The sequence below is a fragment of the Massilia sp. CT11-108 genome (assembly GCF_047302915.1).
Classification (GTDB): Bacteria; Pseudomonadota; Gammaproteobacteria; order Burkholderiales; family Burkholderiaceae_D; genus Telluria; species Telluria orientalis.
In genome coordinates, this window is sequence record NZ_JBKYMO010000846.1 from 1 (window position 1) to 1,551 (window position 1,551).

Consider the following 1,551-nt stretch of genomic DNA (forward strand, 5'->3'; position numbering starts at 1 on the left):
GTAGCGTCCGGCCCCGCCGAACGCTACCAGCTGACGAAATGGCGGTTGCACGGATAGCTCGGGTCGGGCATCAGGACTTCGTCGCCGTCCGCCACGAGCGCCGCGCAGGCCAGCAGCAGGCCGGCCGACGCGCCCGCCGTCACGACGATGCGCTGCGGGGAGATGTCGAGGCCGCAGGCGCGGGCATAGTGCGCGGAGATGGCGTCGCGCAGGGCGGGAAGGCCCAGCGATTCGGTGTACTGCGTGGCGCCGCGCTGGATCGCGTCCATGGCGGCGCGGGCGACCAGGTCGGGGGCCGTGAAGTCGGGTTCGCCGACGCTCATGCTGATGACGTCCTGGCCGGCGCGCACCATGCTGGCTGCGGCCTTGACCATTTCCATCACGCGGAAGGGTTCGATGGCGTCGACGCGGCGCGCCACCTGGAGGGGATTGAAAGACATGATGGGATTCTGAAACGGAGGAATCCCTCTAGTTTAGCCGATCCTAGGCGACCGCGGTCCCGGCCAGCAGCGCTACGCACGCCTGGGCCGGCACGGGGCGGCTGACGTAATAGCCCTGGATCTGGTCGCATCCGTACTGTTCCAGTTCACGCAGCTGGTCCACGTTCTCTACGCCCTCGGCCACGACCTTCAGGCTGAGGCTGTGCGCGAGCCGGATCACGGCCTTCGTGATCGCGGCGTCGTCCGGATCGTCCGGCAGGTCGCGCACGAAGGTGCGGTCGATCTTGAGCGCGTCCAGCGGGAAGCGCTTCAGGTAGGCAAGGCTCGAATAGCCGGTGCCGAAATCGTCCACGGACAGGCGTATGCCGAGGGCCTTGATGCGCGTGAGGATCTCGACAGCGGCCTCCGGGTTCGCCATCAGCATCGATTCCGTCAATTCGAATTCCAGCAGCGCCGGGTCGACGCCGGCGCGCGTGACGATGCGCTCGACGGCGCCCGCGAGATCCGCCTGCTGCAGCTGGCGCGCGGACAGGTTGATCGCTACCGGCTGCACGGCCATGCCCTGCGCCTGCCATGCCTTCAGCTGGCGGCACACTTCGCCGATCACCCATTCGCCGACGGGCAAAATCAACCCCGTGTCCTCGAGGATGGCGATGAATTCCAGCGGCGGCACGAGGCCGCGCTGCGGATGGTTCCAGCGCAGCAGCGCCTCGAAGCCGCTGATGGTGCCGGTCGCCAGGTCGAGCTTCGGCTGGTAGTGCAGCAGGAATTCGGCGCGCTCCAGCGCCTGGCGCAACTGCGTTTCCGTCTGCAGGCGCTGCGTGGCGTTCTCGTGCATCTCCGCGACGTAGAACTGGTAGTTGTTGCGGCCGCCGTTCTTGGCCCCGTACATCGCGGTGTCGGCGTTCTTCAGCAGGGTCTCGGCGTCGCGGCCGTTCTCGGGATACGTGGCGATGCCCACGCTGGCCGACACGAACAGCTGCTGGCCTGCGAGATAGAACGGCTGCGCCAGCGCCTCGATGACGCGGGCGCCGATGCTGGCGGCGATGCCGTCGTCGTCCAGCCCGGGCAGCACGAGCGCGAACTCGTCGCCGCCCAGGCGCGCCACGAC

Annotated in this window: 1 protein-coding gene and 1 pseudogene; both read right to left on the reverse strand. The window is 68.2% G+C overall.

Annotation, left to right across the window (positions count from 1 at the left end; all coding sequences use genetic code 11):
* Positions 1–29 precede the first annotated feature (29 nt).
* Positions 30–440, reverse strand: a pseudogene (locus ACEN88_RS31330) (aminotransferase class I/II-fold pyridoxal phosphate-dependent enzyme); the annotation flags it as partial.
* Positions 441–483: 43 nt separating this feature from the next.
* The coding region (locus tag ACEN88_RS31335; RefSeq protein ID WP_413346013.1) for a putative bifunctional diguanylate cyclase/phosphodiesterase at positions 484–1,551 on the reverse strand (1,068 nt) is incomplete at its 5' end.